A 19,675-nucleotide genomic window follows, 5' to 3' on the forward strand; every position below is an offset into this window, starting at 1 on the left:
TTGTCAAAGCGGCTGGTCAGAGGGGTGCTCATGACCGTATGGCGGGGAAATACCGGCGCTTCCGGTCCGGAAGCGCCGCTAGCATCGGCAGCCGAGCACGGGAGATCGGGGAGGGGCCGCGGTGGACGGCGGTTACGGGGAGACCCTGCGGGCGGTGATGCGGGTGCGGGACGGCGCCGCACTGGCCGAGACGTTCGATGTCGCGTCGGCCGGGGAGTGGCTGGCGTTCGACGCGGGGGTACGGGATCTGGGCGACCGTCCGTGGCTGCTGTCCCGCGCGTCCGAGGAGCCGGGACGCCCGGCCGGGGTGCTGGGACAGTCGGGCGGGGTGCTGGGACGCCCGGGCGAGGTGCTGGGACGCCCGGGCGGGGAGCCGGGGCGGCCGGCCCGGACGCTGCTGGACCGGTTGCGTGGCCGGGCGGGTTCGAGGGCCGTTCCCCCGGCCGCACCGCCGGTCCCGGATGCGCCCGCCATCGCGCTGTGCCACCCGGACGGGCGGGTCCGGGAGGCGGCGCTGGACGCGGTCCGCACCGCCCCCGAGCTGCGGCCGCTCCTGGTGGTGCGGTGCGCGGACTGGGTCGCTCCGGTCCGCGAGAAGGCACGGGCGCTGCTCGCCGGACTGCCCGGCGACGCGCTGTTCCCGCTGGCCGAGCTGATCCTGCGGCTGTCCCGGCGGGCGCGCGGCGACTTCGCCCGGACCCTGCTGGAGGGCGCGTTGCGCGAGGGGCCGGCAGCCGAGGTGCTGGCGCTGACGGCCCACCCCGACCGGGCGACATACAGGCTCGCGTACCGGATCGCGGTGGAGCGGGGGCTGCTGACACCGATGGAGCTGGCCGCCACGGCGGCGACCTGCGGTGACGTCGCGCTCCAGGACCTCTGCGCGGAGGCCGCCGTGAGGCCGGGCGCGACGCCGGGCCCGGACGCGGCCGCCGTACTGGACCGGCTGCTGGCGGCCCGCGCTCCCCGGGTGCGCGCGGCCGGGGTGACCGCCTTGCGGCGGGCCGGGCGGCACGGTGACGCGAAGCCGTTCCTCGTCGACCGCTCGGGCGTTGTACAGGCCTGCGCGCGCTACGTCCTGCGGCAGGGCGGCGGCGACCCGCTCCCCGTCTACCGGGCCCTGTGTGCCGAACCGGCCGCGCACCCGGCTGCCGCTGCCGGGCTCGGCGAATGCGGCGACCGCGCGACGGACGCGGGGACGCTGTGGGCCCTCCTCGGGCACCCGCTGCCCTCGGTACGGGTGCACGCGATCAGCGGGCTGCGCGCGCTGGACGTGGTGGAACGGGAGCGGCTGACGCCGTTGCTGGACGACCCGAGCCCGGCCGTGGTGCGGGCGGCGACCCGGGCCCTGCTGCCGGATGCCGCCGGGATTCCGGAGCACCTGCTGCGCGAGCGGAGTGCGGCGGACCGCCCGCGCGCGGTGCGGGTGGCGGCGGACCGGCTGCTGCGGGCGGCGGGGCTGCAGAGGCGCCCGGCCCCCGGGTACCGGTGACGCCGCGGCCCGAGGTGCCCCGCCGGGCCGAGCGGGGCGGGCCCGCCGCTGGGCCGTACGGAGCAGGTCCGGTGGGGCGTCGGCCCCGGTCGCCGTACGGTCCGGAGCATGCGCAGATCACTGGTGACCGCCGCCGTTCTCCTCGCCCTGGCCGGCTCCCTCGGGGCCGCCCCCGCCTCCGACGTACCGCCCCTGCCCGACCGGCTGGCGGACACCGGCGGCGGCACGCAGCTGATCACCGCCGAGGCCCCGGACGCCGGGTCCACCACCGGCACGGTGACCTGGTGGGAGCGGCGCGGGGGCCGGTGGGCGGAGGCGGGGTCCGCGCCCGCGCGGTTCGGGGCGAACGGGCTGGCCGAGGGGGCGACCCGGGAACAGGGCACCAGCACCACGCCGACCGGGCTGTACGACCTGCCGTACGCCTTCGGCATCGAGGACGCCCCGGCGGGGACGACGTATCCGTACCGGAAGGTGGACGACGACTCCTGGTGGTGCCAGGACAACGACTCGGTCGCGTACAACCGCTGGGTGGAACCGCGGCCCTCCCACTGCCGGGCGGCAGAGGCCGAGCACCTCGTCTCCTACGGCACGCAGTACGCCCGGGCGCTGGTGATCGGCTTCAACTACGAGCAGCCGGTTCGCAATCGGGGCGCGGGGATCTTCCTGCATGTGAACGGGCGCGGGGCGACGGCGGGTTGTGTGTCCGTACCCGCCGACGCCATGGCGGAGATCCTCGCCTGGGCGGAGCCGGAGCGGCGGCCGCACATCGCGGTCGGGACCTCGTCGGGCCCGACCGCGATCACGCGCTACTGAACGGAGCGGCTCAGCGGTCGTTCTGAGCGAGCCTCAGCAGGTGGTCGGCCAGCGCCTGACCGCCGCCCGCGTCGCGGCTGATGAGCATCAGCGTGTCGTCCCCGGCGATGGTGCCGAGGATGTCGTGCAGTTCGGCCTGGTCGATGGCCGAGGCGAGGAACTGGGCGGCGCCCGGCGGCGTACGGAGCACGACGAGGTTGGCCGATGCCTCCGCCGAGATGAGCAGTTCGGCCGAGAGCCTGCGCATCCGCTCCTCCTTGGCCGAGCCGCCCAGCGGGGCCTGCGGGGTGCGGAATCCGCCCTCGCTGGGCACCGCGTAGATCAGCTCGCCGCCGGTGTTGCGGATCTTCACGGCGCCCAGCTCGTCGAGGTCGCGGGAGAGCGTCGCCTGGGTGACGCTCAGCCCGTCGTCGGCGAGGAGCTTGGCCAGCTGACTCTGCGAGCGGACCGGCTGCCGGTTCAGGATGTCCACGATCCGGCGGTGGCGGGCGGTGCGGGTCTGCGGCACGGACGGCCCGCCGTGCTCGGATTCCTGCGCCTCGGTCATCGTCGTCGCCTCATTCTCCGGAGGGTCATGCTCCGGATCGTCCGTCCCCGTGTGCCGCGTCGAGAGCGCCCGGCAGGATCTCCAGGAACGCGTCCACCTCCGCGTCACCGATGATCAGCGGCGGCATGAGCCGTACGACATCGGGGGCGGGCGCGTTCACCAGGAGGCCGGCTCCCTGGGCCGCCTGCTGCACCTGCGGTGCGAGGGGTCCGGTGAGCACGATACCCAGCAGCAGGCCACTGCCGCGGACATGGAATACCAGCGGGTGTCCCAGCGCCTCCACACCGTCGCGGATCCTCTCGCCGAGCCGCTTGACGTTGTCGAGCGTGCCGTCGGCCGCGAGGGTGTCGATGACGGCGAGTCCGGCGGCGCAGGCGACCGGGTTGCCGCCGAACGTCGTGCCGTGGTGCCCCGGCTTCAGCAGGTCGGCGGCCGGGCCGAAGGCGACCGTCGCGCCGATCGGCAGACCGCCGCCGAGGCCCTTCGCGAGCGTGACGATGTCCGGCTCGACGCCTTGGTGCGCCTGGTGCTCGAACCACTGGCCGCAGCGGCCGATGCCGGTCTGCACCTCGTCGAGGACGAGGAGCGTCCCGGTCGCCCGGGTGATCTCCCGGGCGGCCTCCAGATAGCCCTTGGGCGGGACGACGACGCCGTTCTCGCCCTGCATCGGTTCGATGACGACCAGTGCGGTGTCGGTCGTGACGGCCGCGCGCAGGGCGTCCACGTCCCCGTACGGGACATGGGTGACATCACCGGGGAGCGGGCGGAACGGCTCCTGCTTCGCCGGCTGGCCGGTCAGCGCGAGCGCGCCCATCGTCCGGCCGTGGAAGCCGCCGTCGGTCGCGACCATGTGGGTGCGCCCGGTGAGCCGGCCGATCTTGAAGGCGGCCTCGTTGGCCTCCGCACCGGAGTTGGCGAAGAAGACCCGGCCCTGACGGCCGAAGAGCTGGAGCAGCCGCTCCGCGAGGGCGAGCGGCGGCTCGGCGATGAACAGGTTCGACACATGGCCGAGGGAGGCGATCTGGGTGGAGACGGCCTCGACGACGGCCGGGTGGGCGTGGCCGAGGGCATTGACCGCGATGCCGCCGACGAAGTCGAGGTAGCGGGTGCCGTCCTCGTCCCAGACATGGGCGCCCTCGCCGCGGACGAGGGACAGGCGGGGGGTGCCGTAGTTGTCCATCAGCGCGCCCTGCCACCGCGCGGTGAGCCCGGTGTCGGTTCCGGTGCCGATGCCGATGCCGGTTGTCATGATTCCCCCAGTTCAGGACCTGTGTGTACGTCGATGGGGGCGTCCGGCACGACCATGGTGCCGATGCCCTCGTCGGTGAAGATCTCCAGCAGGATCGAGTGCTGGACGCGCCCGTCGATGACGCGGGCGGTCTCGACGCCGTTGCGCACGGCGTGCAGACAGCCCTGCATCTTGGGGACCATGCCGCTGGACAGCTCGGGCAGCAGCTTCTCCAGCTCGCTCGCGGTGAGCCGGCTGATGACGTCGTCGCTGTGAGGCCAGTCCTCGTACAGCCCCTCGACGTCCGTGAGGACCATCAGCGTCTCGGCGTTCAGCGCGGCGGCGAGCGCGGCGGCCGCGGTGTCGGCGTTGACGTTGTAGACGTGGTGGTCGTCGGCGGAGCGGGCGATGGAGGAGACGACCGGGATGCGGCCGTCGTCCAGGAGCGCCTGGATGGCACCGGTGTCGATGGCGGTGATCTCGCCGACCCGGCCGATGTCGACGGACTCGCCGTCGATGGTGGGCCGGTGCTGGGTGGCGGTGATGGTGTGGGCGTCCTCGCCGGTCATGCCGACGGCGAGCGGGCCGTGCTGGTTGAGGAGGCCGACCAGTTCGCGCTGGACCTGTCCCGCGAGCACCATCCGGACGACGTCCATCGCCTCGGGGGTGGTGACGCGCAGCCCGGCCTTGAACTCGCTGACCAGGCCCTGCTTGTCGAGCTGGGCGCTGATCTGGGGGCCGCCGCCGTGCACGACGACGGGCTTGAGGCCGGCGTGCCGCAGGAAGACGACGTCCTGGGCGAAGGCGGCCTTCAGCTCCTCGTCGATCATGGCGTTGCCGCCGAACTTGATGACGACGGTCTTGCCGTGGTGCCGGGTCAGCCAGGGCAGCGCCTCGATGAGGGTCTGCGCCTTCGGGAGTGCGGTGTGCTTCCGCGCGGCGCTCATGAGCTGTACGCGCTGTTCTCGTGGACGTAGTCCGCGGTGAGGTCGTTGGCCCAGATGACGGCGGACTCCGTGCCCGCGGCGAGGTCGGCGGTGACCTTGACCTCCCGGTAGCGCATGTCGACCAGGTCGCGGTCCTCGCCGACGCCCCCGTTCTTGCAGACCCAGACGTCGTTGATGGCGACGTTGAGCTGGTCCGGCTCGAAGGCGGCCTTCGTGGTGCCGATCGCGGAGAGGACCCGGCCCCAGTTGGGGTCCTCGCCGTGGATGGCGCACTTGAGGAGGTTGTTACGGGCGATGGACCGGCCGACCTCGACGGCGTCGTCCTCGGTGGCCGCGTTGATCACCTCGATCCGGATGTCCTTGGAGGCGCCCTCGGCGTCGCCGATGAGCTGCCGGGCGAGGTCGTCGCAGACGGCCCGTACGGCCTCGGCGAACGCGCCCTGTTCCGGGGTGATGCCGCTGGCGCCGGAGGCGAGGAGCAGCACGGTGTCGTTGGTGGACATGCAGCCGTCGGAGTCGACCCGGTCGAAGGTGGTGCGGGTGGCGTCGCGCAGGGCGGCGTCCAGTGCGGGGGCTTCCACATCCGCGTCGGTGGTGAGCACGACGAGCATGGTGGCGAGGCCGGGGGCGAGCATGCCCGCTCCCTTGGCCATGCCGCCGACGGTCCAGCCGTCGCCGCCCGCGACGGCCGTCTTGTGGACGGTGTCGGTGGTCTTGATGGCGATGGCGGCCTTCTCACCGCCGTGCTCGCTGAGGGCTGCGGCGGCCTGCTCGATGCCGGGGAGCAGCTTGTCCATGGGGAGCAGGATGCCGATGAGCCCGGTCGAGGCGACGGCGACCTCGCCCGCGCTGTGGCCGTCCAGCACCTCGGCGACCTTCTCGGCGGTGGCGTGGGTGTCCTGGAAGCCCTGGGGTCCCGTACAGGCGTTGGCGCCACCGGAGTTGAGGACGACGGCGGTGACCTCGCCGCCCTTGAGCACCTGCTCCGACCAGAGGACGGGGGCGGCCTTGACGCGGTTGGAGGTGAAGACGCCCGCGGCGGCGCGGCGCGGCCCGTTGTTGACCACGAGGGCCAGGTCCGGGTTGCCGCTCTCCTTGATTCCCGCGGCGATGCCCGCCGCCGAGAACCCTTGTGCTGCCGTGACGCTCACGGTGCCACTCCGATCGTCGAAAGACCTGTGTCCTCGGGGAGTCCGAGGGCGATGTTCATGCTCTGGAGGGCGCCGCCCGCGGTGCCCTTGGCGAGGTTGTCGATGGCGCAGACGACCACGATCCGTCCGGCGGCCGGGTCGTGCGCGACCTGGACCTGTACGGCGTTGGAGCCGTACACCGCGGCGGTGGCGGGCCACTGCCCCTCGGGCAGGAGCTCGACGAACGGCTCGTCGGCGAACGCCTTCTCGTACACCGCGCGCAGGCCCTCCGCGTTCACGCCGGGCTTCGCCTTCGCGCTGCACGTGGCGAGGATGCCGCGGGGCATGGGGGCGAGGGTGGGCGTGAAGGAGACGGTGACCGGCTGCCCGGCGGCGGCGCTGAGGTTCTGGATCATCTCGGGCGTGTGGCGGTGCCCGCCGCCGACGCCGTACGGGGTCATGTTGCCCATGACCTCGGAGCCGAGGAGGTGCGGCTTGGCCGCCTTGCCCGCGCCCGAGGTGCCCGACGCGGCGACGATGACGGCCTCCGGCTCGGCGATACCGGCCTCGTACGCCGGGAAGAGCGCGAGCGAGACAGCGGTCGGGTAGCACCCCGGCACCGCGATCCGCTTCGACCCGGCGAGCGCGGCCCGCCCGCCCGGCAGTTCGGGCAGCCCGTAGGGCCAGGTCCCGGCGTGCGGGGACCCGTAGAACGTCTCCCAGTCCCCCGCGTCCTTGAGCCGGAAGTCGGCTCCCATGTCGACGACGAGGACCTCGTCCCCGAGCTGCTCGGCGACGGCGGCGGACTGCCCGTGCGGGAGCGCGAGGAAGACGACGTCATGCCCGGCGAGCACCTCGGCGGTGGTGGACTCCAGCACCCGGCCGGCCAGGGGCCGCAGGTGCGGCTGGAGCGAACCGAGCGCCTGCCCGGCGTTGGAGTGCCCGGTGAGAGCGCCGATCTCGACCTCCGGGTGCGCGAGCAGAAGACGGAGCAGCTCCCCGCCGGCGTAGCCGCTCGCCCCTGCCACTGCTGCTCGTACCACCATCGGTAACCCTCCTGATCGATGGCATGACTATACGCATCGACGCACTTTTATGCAAAGCCGCAGCGGCTCTCGGGGCGCGGCCCTAGGCCCCGCGGTCGTCCCGGTTGTTCCACTCCCAGCTCCAGAGCGCGGAGAGCCGGTGGTCGTGCTCGTAGCCGGGGCGGGTGTGCGAGCCCACGCGGGCGATCGCCTCGCCGGTGCGCGGGTCGTTCCGGCGGAGGAGGCCGTAGGCGGCGTTGAGGCGGGTTCCGAGGTCGTCCGCGTCGAGCAGGGGGATCAGGGCGTCGGCGATCGCGGCCGTGCCGTCCTTGCCGTCGGCCGCGGCCTCCGCCGTGCGGGCCCGTACATCGGCCATCGGATCCCGGAGCAACGCGACGACGGCGTCCGTGAACTCGGGGCTTCCGTCGTGAGCCGCCGCCAGGACCGCGCCGGCCGCCGCACGCACCGTCCCGTACTCGTCCCCGGCCAGATCCAGCAGCGTGGCCCGGGCCGCCACGCCGAGGGTGAGGCGCGCGTCGTCCCAGTCGAGGAGGAGGCCGGGGACCTGGGCGCGGACGCGTGGGTCCGGGTGGTCGGCGTGCCTGCGCCCTACGGCCTCCGCCTCCTCATGGTCGAAATCACCCAGGACGCGGAGCACCTCCGCGAGAACGTCCGGGTCGTCCTCCCCCTCCACGGTCCAGGCCACGAGGAGATCCGCCGTCTCCTTCTCGTAGGAGTTCCGGCTGCTCGACCCCGTCAACTGGTAGAAGGTGAGCACGCCGAGGACGAAGTGGCGGTGCTCCGGGTCCGGGCTGCGGCGGTACGCCGTGACGGCCGACCAGGTCTCCTTGCTGCGGCGTTCGCTGAGTACCCATTGGGCGGACCAGCGGTCGACATGCTCCCGGTCGCGCGGTGCCACGGCCCTGGTCACCAGCTCGTCCACGGGCGTCAGGACGCGGAAGGCCCACTCCAGGTCCGTCAGGATCGCCCCGTGTCCGGCGCGGACCGTGACGTCTCCGAGCGTCAGCTGCGTCACGTGGTCGTACTCGTCGTCCTTCACACGGCACGCGCGCACCGCGCCGGTCCCGCCCGCCCTGGTCCGGAGCACGGCTTCCGCGCCCCGCTCGTACCGGTCCCGGGCGAGGGCGAGCAGGTGCGTCCTTCGGGACTCCGCCAGGCGCAGCCCGGGCTCCCGGCCCAGGACGGCCGTCACCATCGCGGGAGAGCCTCCGTCGACGGCCCGTACCAGTGGGGTCGTTCCGTCCGGGAGCCCGTGGTCCGGGTCCGCGCCGCCCTCGACCAGAGCCCCCGCGACGGCGTCGTCGTACGCGGCGACCGCCAGGCACAGCACCGGCAGGCCGTCGTCCGTGCGGGTGTCCGGGTCCTCCCCCGCCGCCAGCAGGGCGGTCACCTTCTCCGCGTCCCCGCGCACAACCGCCGCCACCAGATCCCTCGCGCCCATGCTCCGCCGCCCCCGCCCCGTAACGCACCGCGGGGCCGGACGCCCCTGCGTGAGGGTAGTCAGCCGGCGGGCGGTCGGCGCGGTCGGGACGGGGGGCGGGGGCACTCGGAGAGCGACGGGCGGAGCGATACTGGTCCTGGCAGTCGCCTCGCCGGGCGGGCTCGGGCGGTGAGGTCCCATTCCCAGTCGACGCATCGGTCGACGCCTTTGAGGGGAGCCGTTCATGACCACGGCGAAAGACCTGTTCATCATCGCGATGGACCCCGCACCGGAGCACACCGTGGGGCAGGGCGATCTGTCGCTCGCCCTCGCCGGTGCCGAACTGCTCGACCTCCTCGACGCGGGGACCATCACCGTGGACGGCGACCTCGTCGTACCGGACGGATCGTCGGTGCCGGACGACCGGCTGCTCGCCGCGGCCGCCGCGGGGATCACCCGGCAGCCGCCCCACGAGCGGATCGAGGACTGGCTGTGGCGCCGGGGCCGTGACCTCGCGGCCGCCTACCAGGACGCGCTGGAGGAGGACGGTGAGCTCACGCGGAAGCGGAGCGGCCTGCTGCCGTTCGGCCCGAAGGAGGTGGAGCTGGTGGACACGCCCGCCCGCCGCCGGGCCGTGGCCCGCCGGGACGAGGGGGACCCCGTCCTCGCCTCCCTCGCGTCGGCCGTGGGCCTCGACGGCGAGCGGTCCGACGAGGACGAACCTCCCCTCGGCGACGAGACGGTGACCACCGTGGTCGCCACCGTCCATGAAGCGGTGATGGAGCTGGAGGCCGTACGGCAGCGGCGGACCATCGAGAACACCGCCTTCGCCAACGTCTGGCGCGGCCCCTGAGCCGGCACCCGGCCTCCCCCGGTTTGACCTTGACACGGTGACAAGCTCTTCACTGCTTGCCGAGGAGGTGGTCTCGATGGCGGTCACGGGACAGGGTACGGATGAGGCACGGGCGCTCCGGGCGCTGCGGGACGAGCGTTCGTCGGTGCGGCTGGGCGCCGCTCTGGCGATCGGCTCGACGCCGGATCAGCGGTTCGTCGGCCCGCTGGTCGAGCGGTGCGCGGTCGAGCCGGAGTTCCTCGTCCGCGACATGCTGACGTGGGCGCTCACCCGCCACCCGGTCGCCGACACGCTGCCCCTGCTGCTCCGGGAAGTCCGCTCGGAGCGTCCGCAGGCCCGCAGCCAGGCGCTGCACACCCTGTCCAAGGTCGGGGACCCGCGGGCGTGGCCCGCGATCACCCGGGCGCTCCTGACGGACGCCGACGGCGAGGTGGCGCGGACCGCCTGGCGGACGGCCGTCGTGCTCGTACCGGAAGGGGAGGAGGCCGCGTTGGCCGCGGTGCTGGCGACACAGCTCGGGCGCGGTGGGCAGGAGACACAGTTGAGTCTCAGCAGGGCGCTGGTCGATCTGGGGAGCACGATGGTGCCGGCCCTGGACACCGCGAAGCGGGCCCCCGACCCGGACGTACGCGCGCACGCGCTCGCCACCGAGCGGCTGCGGAACGACCCGGACACCGGCTTCGCCTTCGCCCTGGAGGAGGCGAAGCGCGTGGTGGCCCTGGGCGGGTCGGACAGCGGCGAGGGAGGGCCGTAGCGCGTGTTGATCGGTGAGGTCGCCCGGCGGTCCGGCGTCAGCGCCCGCATGCTCCGGCACTACGAGTCGCTCGGTCTGGTGCGGCCCTCGGGCCGCACCGGGTCCGGCTACCGGGAGTATTCCGGTGAGGACGTCCGGCGCATCTTCCATATCGAGAGCCTGCGGGCGGTGGGGCTGTCGCTGCGGGAGATCGGCCGCGCGCTCGACGATCCCGGCTTCACACCCTCGGCGCTCGTCGACGACCTCATCCTCCGGACGCGCGAACGCATCGCCGCCGAGACCGAGTTGCTCACCCGGCTGCAGCGCGTCCGCGCGGCGGACCCGGCCGCATGGGAGGACGTCCTGCAGGTCCTGGCGCTCCTGCGGGCCCTCGGGTCCACGAGTGCCGGCACCCGCCAGCGTGCCGCCCTCGCCTCGGTCGACGAGGTTCCGGTGGAAGCCCTGGCCCAGGCGGCGCTCGGTGAGGGCGACCCGTACGTCGCCGGGGCCCTGCGATGGGCCCTGTCCCGATCGGGCGGCGGCGGTGCCGCGCTGCTCGCGGAGGGGCTCTCCTCCCCGGTGGCGGCGGTACGGGAACGTGCCGTCCGGTCCCTGGCGGAGATGCCCGGAGGCGAGGCCGCCCCGCTGCTCCGGGACGCCCTCGCGAGCCCCGACGCCGTGGTCCGCGGCCGGGCGGCGCTGGCGCTCGGGGCCCAGGGCGAGGCCGCCGCGATCCCGGTGCTCGTCGACATGATCGTGGCGGGAAGGAACGACACCGACGCGGCCGATGTGCTGAGTTCCCTGGCCGACGACGCGGCGGCGGACCGGATCGCGTCCCTCCTCGCCGGCCGCATCGGCGACGGGACCACCGGCCCGCCCGCGCGCGGGCGCCTGACCCAGGCACTGGCCGGCATCCCGGGCCCTACGGCCTCACGCGCCCTCACGGGGCTGCTGGGCGACGCCGACCCGGCCGTCGCGCTGACCGCCGCCTACCTCCTCCGGCTGCGCGGGGACGGGTGAGGCGCCCCGGGCCGGCCGGTCCAGCAGCAGCGGGATCGCCAGGGCGGGCAGCAGCCAGAGGAACACGATGAGGCGGTAGCCGTAGAGTTGGCCCAGGTTCGGGTGGCCGGCCTGGTTGAGGAGGCCCGCCGCACCCGCCGCCAGGGCGATGGGCAGCACCACCGAGCGCCGCTTCAGCATCGCCCAGGCCGAGAGCGCGAGCAGGACGGGGAGGACGGGGGAGGTGATCTGGCGGCGCAGCCACGCCGACCAGAAGACCCCCTCCTGTACGAAGAACTCGGGCCAGGGGTTGGGCAGATCGGGGCGCTGGTAATGGTGGGTCAGCAGGTCCTGGGCGCTGTCCTGGCCCATGGGCCACCCCAGCAGGTGCGCCCCCGCGTAGATGCACACCGTCAGGCCGGCGCAGAGTGCGGCCGCCCGGAGTACGGGAGTGAACTGCCGCCGCTTCCGGCGGAGCCACCCGGCCCGGACGAGGAGGACTCCCGCGAGAGCGGCTGCCAGCAGCAGTGCCTGCGAGTAGCGGACGAAGAACATCAGGACGAGGCCGCCCGTGACGAGCACCGTGCCCGTGCGAGGCCCCGCAGCGGCCGCCCAGGCCCCCGGCCCCGGCCGCCCGCCCGTGCCGGATGCCCCGTCCGTACGGGGCCGGTCCCGCAGCAGCAGGACACAGCCGAGGACCACCGCCGTGCCCAGCGCCAGGGAGAGGCCGTCGCTCAGGGGGTTCATGGCGACGGTGCCGGTGGGCAGGGCGAGGTACAGGGCCTGCCCGGCCAGGCCGGCGCGCCGGGAAGCGCCCGCCGCACGGAGGGTGAGCAGAACGCAGACACTGCCCGCGAGCGCGATGACGAGCCCCGCCAGCCAGAGGCCCCAGGTGATACCGAAGACGGCGATGAAGGGGACCAGGAACAGCGGATAGCCGGGCCTGGCTTCAAAGATGGCCATGAACCGCTGGTTGGCGAACGGCGCGGTCATCCCTGAGGTGTTGCCGTGCCGGGACCAGTACGCGACCGAGTCGTTCAGCCGGCGTACGCACTGCTCCTCCGACTCCCCCACGGCCTTCCTGTTGGTCCAGAGGACGGGGCTCAGGGACGCGTGCTGCCCGCTGTCGCAGGAGTAGGCGATGGCCCTGCGGCCCGCCTCCTCGCGGCTCTCGCCGCTGAGGCTCAGGGCGTAGGAGAGGTAGTTCTTGGCGTCGGGCGAGGCCCGTCCGGTGACCGCCGTCAGCTGGAGTCCGGTGAAGGCCACGGCGATGAGCAGCATCCCGATGAGGCCCAGGTGATGTTTCTTGCGGATGTTCGGCATCGGTCGGGCGCTCCCCTGCGTACGGCGGTTGCCTCATCAACGAGAGAACCGGCGCAGGGTGGCGTTGCGGGGCGGTTTCCGGGAGTCGGCGCGCGTGCCGGGACACGGCGCGTTTCCGGGAGCCGGCGCGCGATCCGGTCCCGACGGGCTCGGTGCCCGCTACCGGCCGCGCGGCTTTCCGCGCTTGCCGCTCTGGCCGCCGGCCCGGCCGCCCGGTGAGGGCTTCCTGCCCGCCGCGGGCTTGTGCCGGGCACCGCCCTGCCCGCCACCCGTACCGGCCCGCTTGCCCTTGGCCTGCTCCTTGGCCTTGGCCGTGGGGCGCTGCGGGGTGGCCGCACGGCCCCGGGTGCTGTTGACGGTGCGGCCCCGGACGATCCCGATGAACTCCTCCACCAGGTCGGGAGCTTCCTCCGCCTGGGGCCACGCCAGGGCGACGCGTGACTCGGGGGTCTCCGGGACCGGGCGGTAGGTGAGGTCCTTGCGGTGGTGCAGCCGGGCCAGGGACTGCGGGACGAGGAGGACGCCCACGCCCGCCGCGACCAGCTCGATCGCGTCCGCCGTGGTGGCCGGGCGCTCGACGGCGGGGCGGCCGGGCAGGGTCCCCCAGTCGAGGACGTCGTCCAGCGGGTGCAGCACGATCTCGTCGGCCAGCTCGGCGAGCGACACCTCTTCGGCGGCGGTCGCCACGTGGTCCTTGGGGATCACCACGACGGTCGTCTCGGTGTAGAGGGGGATCGCTGCCAGAACGTCCCGGTCGACCGGCAGCCGTACGAGACCGGCGTCGGCGCCGCCGTCCGCCAGCAGTCCGGGGGCATCGGCGGCGGTGGCCTGGACGAGCTCCAGGGGGGTGCCGGGCAGCCGCTCGTGCCAGACCCTCACCCACTTGGTGGGCGTCACGCCGGGGACGTACGCGAGCCGGAAGGATGAGGGGATGTCCGAGCCTGTCACGGAACCAGGCTACCGGTCGGTGGTCGGAGGTATGTCCCATGGTCGATACCCTGGACCCATGACGTCGCACAAGACCGCCCAGACCATGAAGCCCGCCACGGCGGCGAAGAAGCTGGGTGTGTACCTCCAGGCCACGCCCGCCGAGTTCCAGGAGGGTGCCGTCTCCCGCACCGAGCTCAACGCCCTCCAGACCGACCCGCCCGCCTGGCTGGTGGAGCTGCGCCGCACCGGCCCGCACCCCCGCCCGGTCGTCGCCGCGAAGCTCGGCGTCTCCATCGCGGGGCTCGCCCGCGGCGGGGTCACCGAGCCGCTCACCACCGAGCAGATCGACGCGCTGAAGGACGAGATGCCCGAGTGGCTCCAGAAGGAGCGCGCCACGCAGGGCGAGGTGCGCAAGGAGGCCGCTCGCATCAAGGAGCGCAACGCCGAGCGGGCCGCGCGCTCCGACGATCAGGAGTAAGCAGGTCCCCGGTCGGCCGTCAGGGCATTCGGCTCGCCGGTTACGGCCTGCGGCCCCGGCCCTGCGGAAACTCCCCCAGGCTCACCGCACGGTGAATCGTGGCGGCCAGTTCGCGCGCGTCCTCGGTGAAGGTGTCCACCCGGATCTTCCGCGCGTCGCGCAGCTCTATGGCGAAGCCGTGACTTGGAGGGCTGTCTCCAGGCGCACCGGGACGTGAAGGTGTGGCGCTTCCTCACGAATGACACGTTGCCAGGCGAGGTCGACCAGTTCATCGACAACGAGCTTCGCCCGCTGTATCGAGGCGTCGCCATCGAGGTGTGGGGACTCAAGAGGCTTGCCGACGAGATCAGCAAGCTCAAGCGGGCGCAGATCGACAAGATCATCGACGTCATCACGATGAACGAGCCAGAGTTTGAGGTCGTGATTCTCAAGCACGTGAAGACGGGTCGCGAACTGTGGCCGATCCTCTCGGGCAACTTCGGTTGGTTGGAGCATGAAGAACCAGAGGACTGCACCGACGAGGAGCAGGACCTCATCGACAGCGCCGTTCAGAGCTTCCGGGACTGGAACGGACATCTCGGGAGACATTGAGTTCTCCCGGGCCTCGGTCCGGGACGCGCAGCGAAGCCTCACGGCCATCCTGGAGCAGCTTGCGGAAAAGAAGCTTGCTCTCTACTCGGCGGCGAAAGACAACTACCCCCTCACGGGCGGTCCGTCACCGCTTCTGGGAACGGTGACGATCTTTCGGATTATTCGGGAAGACCTCGCCGTCCCAACGAGTAAATGACGGTCGACGCCATCCCGCGCATGAACTCCAAGATCAACGCGGTGCCGGCCTCGCTGTGTAGAGCCCGTTGCCCCCGGGAGGGGCAACTGCCATGGAGGTGTGCGACCGTCTACGGTCGCACACCTCGTTTTGGGCTGGCGTGGCCGCTCCCCATCTCACGCCGACAACGATGGTGTGTGAAGAAGGTTCCGGCGTACCTTAGCGTTCCGACTTTGCTACCAGGTCCGCCACACCAAAGGCACCGACTTCCAGTAGTTGGTCGATCAGGTCGAGAACCTTGTTGCGCTTAGCTCGCGCCGTCGTTTGCACGTAAGCGCGAATAAGAAGCTCACCAACGTAACGAGCATCCCCTGCCGCACCAGTCCTGATGTTTCCAGAATCTGCACCCTTGATCTCAATGAAGCGCTGGCAGCATTCCAAGACCAGATCATCCACGCGATCAGGCGCCTGCTCCAGGGTGATGAAGAGCTGAGGCAAGGATTGAGTAAATGAGGCCGATGAGATCAGGCGACTCAACGACTGCTTCACGGGCCGAAGGCGCTCACCGCGAAGAGCTGCGGCTGCATCACCCACAGCTTTGCGAACCGACTCCTCTGGGTCATCCAGGAACTCTTCGAAAGCGCGTCGCGCAGGTGCCGCTTCGGTGGTGTTCGCCAACCGATGCGCGCAGAGTCGTGCGGCACCCTCTCGCTGTGCCCCATCACTACCCGCGAGCACGGTATCGAGCAGGTCCGTCACACCCCACTGGATTGCAGCAATGGCGGCTAGGTGCCCTCCAGCTTTGCGGACTTCGCGGACCTGTGAATTCATCATTCTATCGATGACAGGACGCACTGTGTTCGGGTCCTCAGATCCCACGTAAGTAATCAGGCGGATTACGGTGTGCGTGGTGAAGAGGCTGTCGTCTCGTGTCGTGACGAGTAGCGTAAATGCATCCAGAGCATCAGACCGAGCATGACGCATTGAGGCGTGAACAAGATGCGCAGCACACGAGCGAACTGGAGTAGACGGATCTTCGGCGAGCTTCCTCACTACAGGAAGAACCAGTGCAGTGCGGCTTCCATCTGCGTCGTGTATAAGCAGATCTCCCAATGTTTCGGCTGCCGCGCCGCAGGACGAGTTCACCCCCGACCCGTATATGTCACGACCGATATTCTCTTCGCCGCTAGAGGACCAAATTTTCGGGTCGTTCTCATTGGATTCTACCGAGCGATTTCCGTAGCCGACAATCGTCTCAACGAGATCAAGCGGGACTGACTTGTAGTAGTGACGAAGGGCATGACCGAGCCACCGGTCAACACCATCGTGATTCAGCGAGGAGATGTGACGAAGGGCGTCGAAGACCGCTGATCCATCATCGAGCGATTCTGCTGCGCCCAAGGCTAGAAGGATGGCATTGCTATAGGCCGGGTGGGTGCTGTGGTCGAATCTTAGGGAGAGTGTTGAGAACCGGGCAGGATCGCGTTGTGCCTCTTGCTGCAAAACGCTTGATAGCTCGTGGGCGCCGCCAGTGAAGTTCCGCAAGTTCGTCTTGTCCGTATTGTGCTTGGCGATCGCCTTCAACCACTGTTCGTCGTTCATCCGCTGAGCAGCATCTGAAGAGATTGGAGATGCGATACCTCCCCCGGTCACACCTTCGGGCTGGGGAGGCTGCTCCATGCCTGTAGCCCTCCGCAGCTCACCGAGACGACGCTTAGCTACATCAGAAAGGCGTGACTCGTCCATCGCGGAGAGGAGATTGAACATGTACCAACCAGGCCGTCGCTTTTCCCAGGGGAAGCGAAGCTCCAGGACTGCAGATTCTAGGTCGTGGAATGAGTCATCAGAGCAGAACGGACTGGCGGCTTGGATCAACTGGCGAGCTGTCCATACGCCGTTGGACGAGTACCCACTCAAGAAGCGGTGGGTTCCTTCTAGCAGAAGTTTTGCTGCCCACTGTGCGTACCTCTCTCCGTCCTCCCGCAGCCCTTCATACAAGAGCCACTGCGCAGCTTCGTAGGGACTTTCTGCTAGAGTTTCAAGAATGGGTTGAGCTGTCGAGGGCTCCTGTCTCACAAGGCGCCGGATCGACGCAACCATCCCAGACAGGACGGCATCTTCGAGTTCGTGCGTCCCTAGATCCGGGTAGCGATGCGTGAAGTGCCGGTCGTGTTTCGGAAGTTTGTCATCCTCATACGCCGTTACCTCCATCACTCGCAGCATGTACGGAAGCATGAGCGTGCAGAATTTCTCTGGAGCTCCTTCCGCTCCATGGCGCGCTAGCTCTATCGCGCTGTGCTCCCGGCCTAGCAGCGCAGCGACCTTTTCGCTTGATTCCAAGGCCATCGCGTTGGGGCGGTCGACGAGGTAGGCAGCCAATAGCTCGACTGCCCAGGCCGGCTGATGTTGGGCCAGACCATGGGTTGAGTACCACAGTTCGTTCTCTGCTTCTCCGCTATATTGACCGTCACGAACGGAATTGAGAAGCAGATCGAACAATGGACGGCTCTCATAGACATCCGCGAAACGGATAACCCACTGTAGCCAGCCTGGGAAATCGGTGTTAGTCCGATGGGGCAGGAGCAGTTCAGCTAGTCGGTCTGCATTAGTTTTCGCGGCGCTTCCCATAATCTCTACAGCGCGCGCTTGTTCGTCTGTGCTACCCACTAGCCACTCGTCAATAATGCCATCTGCATCGAGGCGGGCGAACCATGGGGCTGTCCGCAGGGATCGCCAAAGCCTTTCTTCGAATGAGGGCCGGGTGTCGAGCACATCGACCACCATGTCCCACTCATTTCGTGTGGGATCAGGGAGCGCACTCAGAAGGGTGAGAATCACGTCCTTGATATGGAAGCGGACGTCAGCACTGACTAGGGCAGCCCCCACCTCCTCTGCGAAGCGATCGGGCTCAAGGTCGCGCAAGTGGCTCAGGATCTGCCGTACTTGTGCACGGCGGAAAAGCTCTTGCTCTCCGCTAGTCAAGAAGTCGACAAGAGATTCATTACGGCTCGTCCATCCACGTGCGAATGAGTAGTCAAAGAATGCTTCGTGGAAGAATGCGATCTCTTTACCGTCCTGAACCAGCAGATGCTCTGAAACCAACACGCTGGCGTCAACGGAAAGGTTCGCCTGGTCGAGAACGGTTACAGGAACGGACAGGCGCTGCCGAGTGCTAATAGCCTCTGCCACTGTCGAGATAACTTCGTTAAAGCGAACTGCGTTGCGCCGTTGGACACATTCGGTCAGCTTGCGTTCCCGGAAGGCGTCGAACAGGTTGTTGGTGGTCTGGAAGGCAAGCGCCTCCGGGTCGTTAGCAATGCCTCTCAACAAGACGAGGTTCAGCGGCGATCGTAGGAGATTCCTCTGGTGTGTATTGAGGCGGTCGGCATCCAGGCCCATAGCTGAAACTGCCTCATTGACCTGAGTTTCTGATAGTTCTTGGACTTGAACGCGTGCACACTGCTTCTCGTCGGCCAGTTCGCGAATGCGGTGATCGTTCTCAACGTCGAACTTTCGACAAGCCAGCACCACCCGCATTCTCGGAAAAGCTGATGCCTCACGCACAAGGTCAGCGACTGCATCGAAATTTCTTGGCATTCGTCCCGACATGAGACTGACCGCATCAACCTGGTCCACGACGAGTACGGAGGGGCGTTCTTCTGCTACAGCAGCGAGGGCGGCCACTGGTGATACGTCCAGCCCGATCCGGTTGCCTAGTTCCGTGGTTGATGCAAAAGACTCAAGTCGGTCGAGTCGAAAGCTCAGGATAGGGGTATCACGACCACGGAAGATTTCCACTGCCTGATGAAGGGTGGCGCTCTTGCCACCCCCGGCAGCTCCCATGAGAAGTGTTAGCCCGTCCGAACCTGCGTCGACGAGATCAACGACTTCTTGTGCTTCGGAACGCTTAATCGTCGGCCGAAGAAGCTCCCGTTCAACGCTGGCGGACCAAGCTGTAGTGATCTCCCGGACTGCGCCTGAGATAGCGGCGCCAGATAGAATCGTTGAGCGGCTGAGTTGATACTGATCAAGTCGGGACTCGATGCCTGCCGCGTCAAGGGTGGAGCCAAGGCTGTTATTTACAAGTTCACCCAAGGCGGCAGCCGCAAGCCGGCCTCCCGCACCGTTCAAGAGCAGTTCAGAGAGAACCGTGTTCATCCGAACGACATCATTTTCATCGATGCAGGAAATCCAGATGCCTCGCAGCACTTTCCAAGCTACTTCAGTGGAGCTGTAGATTGCAGACGAGGAGAGCTTGTTGAATGATACTTGGAGCTCATTCGTAAGCCTGTCACTGATGAACTCGGAAAGATTGTCGGCGCTTCTTGCCCTCTCGGTCAGTTCTTGGACGTCTCGTACCGGGACCATGGATACAAAGTGGAAGTGGCGTCCTTGCTCGACGTGATAACGAGCGTTCGCCCAAATTTCCTTATTTTGGAGCGACTGAACGCTCCAACTGTTTGCGTTCCCATTCTGACGTTTGACCTGATGGACCTCGACAGTAGAGCCATGGCGATAGGTAAACTCGGCGCCCTTTCCCAGTTCGTCGATATCCTCGACCTTGATGGACTGAGCACTCCCAAGAAGTACGTAGAGGAGGTGGCGGACGGTCCAGGCGCCCTCGTATCGATTGCCGAACTTATCGGTCTCTCCGCCTGGGCGAGGGCTCACGTCAACATCCTCCTTGAAAGGCGCGATCCAGGGTGATGAATCACCGCAGCCATGGTACTATCCTGCCACGTGCAGTGACTCTGGTGTTCAGCTGCAAGGAGGCTGACTGTGCTGTGCTGTGCTGTGCTGTGCTGTGCTGTGCTGTCTACGGTCGGCATGGTCACGCTAGGTCCAGCACCAAAACGAAACCTAAAGTCAGCCCCAAACAAGCGCCCGCCGCAACCAAGAAAGTGTCCTCGCATAGGCGTTGAGTGGTACTTGCTTGAGCGGAAACCCTTACGACGGTGAATTGCCTGGTTCGG

At 69.1% G+C, this 19,675-nt stretch carries 16 protein-coding genes; 7 read left to right on the forward strand and 9 right to left on the reverse strand.

What is annotated here, in order from left to right; all coding sequences use genetic code 11:
- Window positions 1-121: 121 nt before the first annotated feature.
- Complete coding sequence (locus IE134_RS18270) at window positions 122-1,489, forward strand: hypothetical protein (protein WP_189431081.1); 1,368 nt, start codon at window positions 122-124, stop codon at window positions 1,487-1,489.
- Between the two features lie 108 nt (window positions 1,490-1,597).
- Window positions 1,598-2,302 carry a L,D-transpeptidase family protein gene (locus IE134_RS18275; protein ID WP_030712409.1) on the forward strand — a complete coding sequence of 235 codons (705 nt, stop codon included), beginning with the start codon at window positions 1,598-1,600 and terminating at the stop codon, window positions 2,300-2,302.
- Window positions 2,303-2,312: 10 nt separating this feature from the next.
- Here the strand turns inward: IE134_RS18275 and IE134_RS18280 are convergent, their stop codons facing one another.
- The 6 genes from IE134_RS18280 to IE134_RS18305 form a co-directional block, all read right to left on the reverse strand.
- On the reverse strand, window positions 2,313-2,849 hold the full coding sequence (locus tag IE134_RS18280) for an arginine repressor (RefSeq protein WP_030712406.1): 537 nt from the start codon (window positions 2,847-2,849) through the stop codon (window positions 2,313-2,315).
- 25 nt (window positions 2,850-2,874) lie between these two features.
- Window positions 2,875-4,098: an acetylornithine transaminase gene (locus tag IE134_RS18285; protein ID WP_189431084.1), complete on the reverse strand. Its 1,224-nt coding sequence runs from the start codon at window positions 4,096-4,098 to the stop codon at window positions 2,875-2,877.
- Entirely contained in the window at window positions 4,095-5,024 is a 930-nt protein-coding gene (argB, locus tag IE134_RS18290; RefSeq protein WP_075267256.1) for an acetylglutamate kinase, read from the reverse strand. Before argB ends, IE134_RS18285 begins: the two co-directional genes overlap by 4 nt.
- Window positions 5,021-6,175, reverse strand: a complete 1,155-nt coding sequence (argJ, locus tag IE134_RS18295) for a bifunctional glutamate N-acetyltransferase/amino-acid acetyltransferase ArgJ (protein WP_097974908.1) — start codon at window positions 6,173-6,175, stop codon at window positions 5,021-5,023. The genes argB and argJ overlap by 4 nt, the downstream gene beginning before the upstream one ends.
- On the reverse strand, window positions 6,172-7,200 hold the full coding sequence (argC, locus tag IE134_RS18300) for an N-acetyl-gamma-glutamyl-phosphate reductase (RefSeq protein ID WP_030712392.1): 1,029 nt from the start codon (window positions 7,198-7,200) through the stop codon (window positions 6,172-6,174). Before argC ends, argJ begins: the two co-directional genes overlap by 4 nt.
- A gap of 82 nt (window positions 7,201-7,282) precedes the next feature.
- A complete protein-coding gene (locus IE134_RS18305) occupies window positions 7,283-8,641 on the reverse strand; it encodes a HEAT repeat domain-containing protein (protein WP_189431086.1) in 1,359 nt (452 codons plus the stop codon).
- Between the two features lie 223 nt (window positions 8,642-8,864).
- Here IE134_RS18305 and IE134_RS18310 point away from each other — a divergent pair, with 223 nt between their 5' ends.
- The 3 genes from IE134_RS18310 (at window position 8,865) to IE134_RS18320 (ending at window position 11,226) form a co-directional block, all read left to right on the forward strand.
- Window positions 8,865-9,473 (forward strand): GOLPH3/VPS74 family protein, encoded by a 609-nt coding sequence (locus IE134_RS18310; RefSeq protein WP_126932263.1) that lies wholly within the window; start codon window positions 8,865-8,867, stop codon window positions 9,471-9,473.
- Window positions 9,474-9,549: 76 nt separating this feature from the next.
- On the forward strand, window positions 9,550-10,227 hold the full coding sequence (locus IE134_RS18315) for a HEAT repeat domain-containing protein (RefSeq protein ID WP_189431133.1): 678 nt from the start codon (window positions 9,550-9,552) through the stop codon (window positions 10,225-10,227).
- Between the two features lie 3 nt (window positions 10,228-10,230).
- Window positions 10,231-11,226: a MerR family transcriptional regulator gene (locus IE134_RS18320; protein ID WP_030712383.1), complete on the forward strand. Its 996-nt coding sequence runs from the start codon at window positions 10,231-10,233 to the stop codon at window positions 11,224-11,226.
- Here IE134_RS18320 and IE134_RS18325 read toward each other — a convergent pair.
- Together IE134_RS18325 and IE134_RS18330 are read right to left on the reverse strand one after the other, a co-directional pair.
- On the reverse strand, window positions 11,137-12,528 hold the full coding sequence (locus IE134_RS18325) for a hypothetical protein (protein ID WP_189431089.1): 1,392 nt from the start codon (window positions 12,526-12,528) through the stop codon (window positions 11,137-11,139). The genes IE134_RS18320 and IE134_RS18325 overlap by 90 nt on opposite strands.
- A 159-nt stretch (window positions 12,529-12,687) precedes the next feature.
- Window positions 12,688-13,476 carry a LysR family substrate-binding domain-containing protein gene (locus IE134_RS18330; RefSeq protein WP_189431092.1) on the reverse strand — a complete coding sequence of 263 codons (789 nt, stop codon included), beginning with the start codon at window positions 13,474-13,476 and terminating at the stop codon, window positions 12,688-12,690.
- Window positions 13,477-13,534: 58 nt separating this feature from the next.
- On the opposite strand from IE134_RS18330, the gene IE134_RS18335 reads away from it, so the two are divergent.
- Both IE134_RS18335 and IE134_RS34220 read left to right on the forward strand, forming a co-directional pair.
- Window positions 13,535-13,936 (forward strand): DUF5997 family protein, encoded by a 402-nt coding sequence (locus IE134_RS18335; RefSeq protein ID WP_032788046.1) that lies wholly within the window; start codon window positions 13,535-13,537, stop codon window positions 13,934-13,936.
- Window positions 13,937-14,149: 213 nt separating this feature from the next.
- Window positions 14,150-14,527 carry a hypothetical protein gene (locus IE134_RS34220; protein WP_229823641.1) on the forward strand — a complete coding sequence of 126 codons (378 nt, stop codon included), beginning with the start codon at window positions 14,150-14,152 and terminating at the stop codon, window positions 14,525-14,527.
- A gap of 394 nt (window positions 14,528-14,921) precedes the next feature.
- Here IE134_RS34220 and IE134_RS18345 read toward each other — a convergent pair whose 3' ends face one another.
- A complete protein-coding gene (locus tag IE134_RS18345; protein ID WP_229823643.1) occupies window positions 14,922-19,373 on the reverse strand; it encodes an NACHT domain-containing protein in 4,452 nt (1,483 codons plus the stop codon).
- Window positions 19,374-19,675: the final 302 nt, after the last annotated feature.

This window comes from Streptomyces rubiginosohelvolus, assembly GCF_014649875.1.
Taxonomy (GTDB): domain Bacteria; phylum Actinomycetota; class Actinomycetes; order Streptomycetales; family Streptomycetaceae; genus Streptomyces; species Streptomyces rubiginosohelvolus.